Origin of the sequence: Burkholderia sp. E168m23, from assembly GCF_016586125.1 — a bacterium.
Classification (GTDB): domain Bacteria; phylum Pseudomonadota; class Gammaproteobacteria; order Burkholderiales; family Burkholderiaceae; genus Burkholderia; species Burkholderia orbicola.
In genome coordinates, this window is the sequence record NZ_BCPP01000886.1 from 1 (window position 1) to 2,983 (window position 2,983).

Below are 2,983 nucleotides of genomic sequence, written 5' to 3' on the forward strand. Positions count from 1 at the left end.
GGGTCGGTTGCGCAGGAAGATCGATCCATCCGATGCGAAGCAGATGATCCAGACCGTACGCGGCGCGGGGTATCGCCTTGGCTGAGCCGGCTACCGCGGCGTCGGCCGCGCATCACGTCCCGCCGGCACCCGCGCGACGCTGGTACTCGAGTACGTTTCGGCTGGTGTCGGTCTATACCGTGACGTTCTCCGTGTCGGTGATGCTGCTGCTCGGTTTCATCGCATCGGTGATCACGCACGACATGGAGCGGGAAACCGACACGGTGATCGATTGGCAGATGATCTACTTCGATTCGATCCAGGACGACCAGCTTGCCGCCGCGATCCTGCACCGGATCGAGCGCGAGCGGATGCATACCAACTACTACGGGCTCTTTACCGCGAACGGCACGCATATCGCCGGCGATGTGCTGGCGTTGCCGGCCGGCCTGCGGCCGAACCGCAGCGGCGTGACGCTCGATCACACGATGCCGATCGCGGGAGACCAGGTGCCGCCGGTCGTCCGCACGATGGCGGAGCGGCGTGCGAACGGCGACGTGCTGGTGCTCGGGCGCGACCTCACGCACATCCTGCGCATCCGCGCGGCGATCATCCAGGCGCTGGTGGGCGGCGGGCTGCTCTGTCTTGGCACCGGCGTCGTGGGCGGTTTGATGCTCAGCGTGCGGCAAATGCGGCGTCTGAAGGAGGTCCGGCGCATCACGCAGTGTATTGCGCAGGGCGACCTCGGCCAGCGGCTGCCGGTCGGCGGACACGACGAGATCGATCTGTTGTCCCATCTCGTCAACCATATGCTCGAGGAGATCGAGCGGCTGATGAACGAGGTAAAGGGGGTCTGCGACGGCATCGCGCATGACTTGCGGACACCGCTCGCCCATGTGCACACGCTGCTCGCGCAGGCGGCACAGCGGGCGGAGCGTCTCGACGATGCCGTGCTGGAGCGTCTCGTCTCGCGGGCACGCCACGAGACCGACGTATTGCTCGATCGTTTCCGGGCGATGCTGCGTATCGCCGAAATCGGTTCCTTGCAGCGGCGCGGCGGATTCGCGGAACTGTCGCTGGAGGATCTGGTCATCGACGTCGGGCAGTTGTTCGAACCGCTCGCGGACAGCCGCGCGATCCACTTCGTGCAGTCCGTCGAGCCGGTGGCGCGGATTCACGGCGATCGCGCACTCTTGTTCGAGGCGCTGAGCAACCTGCTCGACAATGCGCTCAAGTACACGACGTCGGGCGATACGGTGCGCCTGGAACTGCATGACACGCCGTCCGGCCCGCGCATCGACGTGATCGACAATGGCCCGGGCATCGCAGCCGACGAGCGCGAGGCGGTGCTGCGGTCCCGGTACCGCAGCCGCCGTACCGGGCATCTCGCGGGTGCCGGCCTCGGCCTGAGCATCGTGTCGACGGTCGTCAACGTGCACGATTTCACGCTGCGGATCGGCCATGCCGAGCCCGGCACGCGCGTGACGATCGAATGCTGGCCGAGGTCGCTGGGATGATGGTCGGCCGGACGACGCTGCGCGTGTCGGCGTATGTCGGCCGCGAGGCCGATTGAGATGCGCATCCTGCTCGTGACTTCGCCGCATCCGGAAGCGTCGTGGCTGCACAAGGCGCTGCAGGAAAGCGGGCACAGCGTGCCGCGCGCCGACGATCTGCGCGACGGCTTGTTCCTTGCGTCGCAGGAGGCTTTCGACGCGATCGTCGCGACCGCGTTCGAGCCCGGCGGTGATGTCGCGCTGAGGGCGATGCTGCCGCGTTTCGTGGCCGACGGCGGCGGCGCCGCGCTCGTGGTGCTGATCGGCGACGCGTCGGCGCGCGAACGCATCCATATGCTGCGCGCGGGCGCCGATGCGTGTTTCTGCGCACCGTATTCGTTCATCGAGCTGCACGAACGCCTGCAGGCGTTGCAGCGGCTGGCCGGGCCGCGCGAGGCGGGCCGTTCGATCGCAGGGGTGTCCGCGGTCGAGACACTGGCGCGCGAACTCGCGGACGGCAAACTGCGTCTCGCCGTGACGCGCCGGGAATTCCTGTTGCTCGAATGCCTGATGCGCCATCCGAACGCGCCAGTGCCGCGCGACCAATTGATCCGGTACGTCTGGCAGGACAAGGAGGATGTCGATCCGTCGAGCGTCAATCTCGTGGTGTCGCGGCTACGCCGCAAGCTCGCGCGGCATCTGCCCGACGTCCGGATCGATACGGTGAGCCGCTATGGCTACCAGGTGACGCTGCCGGACGCATGAACGCGCGGTTTCGGCCGCGCAATGAACTGACGGGCGCACTGCCGATGGCAGCGCGCCCGTCATGCGTTTACGAGCCGAAGAACGGTATGCAGAAGTCGGGCGGGCCGACACAGTCGCCGGGGCCGTCCGGCTGCGCGGCGGCACAGGCGGACAACATGACGCCGGCGGCAATCGCGACGAGCGCGAGACGGGCGGAACGAGCGAGCAACGGAAGCAGCTTCATGGACGGCGAGCCATTCGGGGGACAGGCGCCGCCGCTGGCGGCGCGAGCCGGGCATCGCGCCCGGCCGCACGGTCGCCCCCATCAATGCGAATAGAGCGTGGAGTTCAGGTATTTGAGCTGCCCGTCCTGTTCGGCTTGCACGAGTTCGGCGTGGACCTCGGCGCGCGTCTTTTCGTGGATCGGCTGGCCGTAGGGCGGCACCCACTGGCCGGCGGCCTGGGTGCCGGGCGCGCCGTCCTTGGTGGCGGCGGGCGACATCCGCATCGGCTGGCTGCCGGTCAGCGCAAACGCGGGAACGGACAGCGTGCCGATTGCGGCAAGCATGGCGGCGGCGACGATGTTGGCGGTTTTCATGTCTGGAGTCCTCATGATGATTGGATGGGCATCTCCCCGGTGCGGCGTGTCGATAGCGGCGTCGTGCACGGGTTGAGGACAAGCATAGAGGAGGGGCGTTAGCGGATCGGCATACGCAACGTGAAAAGAAATTCATGCACCGGCGCGCATTCGCGGCGGACGTGAAACC

Annotated in this window: 5 protein-coding genes; 3 read left to right on the plus strand and 2 right to left on the minus strand. The window is 67.3% G+C overall.

Translation table 11 applies throughout. The annotated features are described in order from the left end of the window. The 3 genes from JMF90_RS31360 to JMF90_RS31370 form a co-directional block, all read left to right on the plus strand. A partial coding sequence (locus tag JMF90_RS31360; protein ID WP_201325891.1) for a winged helix-turn-helix domain-containing protein occupies nucleotides 1-85 on the plus strand: 85 nt, incomplete at its 5' end. A 79-nt stretch (nucleotides 86-164) separates the two neighbouring features. Beyond that, on the plus strand, nucleotides 165-1,496 hold the full coding sequence (locus tag JMF90_RS31365; RefSeq protein ID WP_041489379.1) for a HAMP domain-containing sensor histidine kinase: 1,332 nt from the start codon (nucleotides 165-167) through the stop codon (nucleotides 1,494-1,496). A 57-nt stretch (nucleotides 1,497-1,553) separates the two neighbouring features. Further along, nucleotides 1,554-2,237, plus strand: a complete 684-nt coding sequence (locus JMF90_RS31370; RefSeq protein WP_011547498.1) for a response regulator transcription factor — start codon at nucleotides 1,554-1,556, stop codon at nucleotides 2,235-2,237. A gap of 67 nt (nucleotides 2,238-2,304) precedes the next feature. Here the strand turns inward: JMF90_RS31370 and JMF90_RS31375 are convergent, their stop codons facing one another. Together JMF90_RS31375 and JMF90_RS31380 are read right to left on the minus strand one after the other, a co-directional pair. After that, complete coding sequence (locus JMF90_RS31375) at nucleotides 2,305-2,460, minus strand: hypothetical protein (RefSeq protein ID WP_166488165.1); 156 nt, start codon at nucleotides 2,458-2,460, stop codon at nucleotides 2,305-2,307. 81 nt (nucleotides 2,461-2,541) lie between these two features. Continuing rightward, nucleotides 2,542-2,814, minus strand: coding sequence for a DUF4148 domain-containing protein (locus JMF90_RS31380; protein WP_011547500.1), 273 nt, complete (start codon nucleotides 2,812-2,814; stop codon nucleotides 2,542-2,544). Nucleotides 2,815-2,983 lie beyond the last annotated feature (169 nt).

Excerpts from the sequence above, each read along its gene's own strand:
- JMF90_RS31370 (WP_011547498.1), top strand. The coding sequence starts at position 1,554 with ATGCGCATCCTGCTCGTGACTTCGCCGCATCCGGAAGCGTCGTGGCTG.
- JMF90_RS31375 (WP_166488165.1), bottom strand. The coding sequence starts at position 2,460 with ATGAAGCTGCTTCCGTTGCTCGCTCGTTCCGCCCGTCTCGCGCTCGTC.
- JMF90_RS31380 (WP_011547500.1), bottom strand. The coding sequence starts at position 2,814 with ATGAAAACCGCCAACATCGTCGCCGCCGCCATGCTTGCCGCAATCGGC.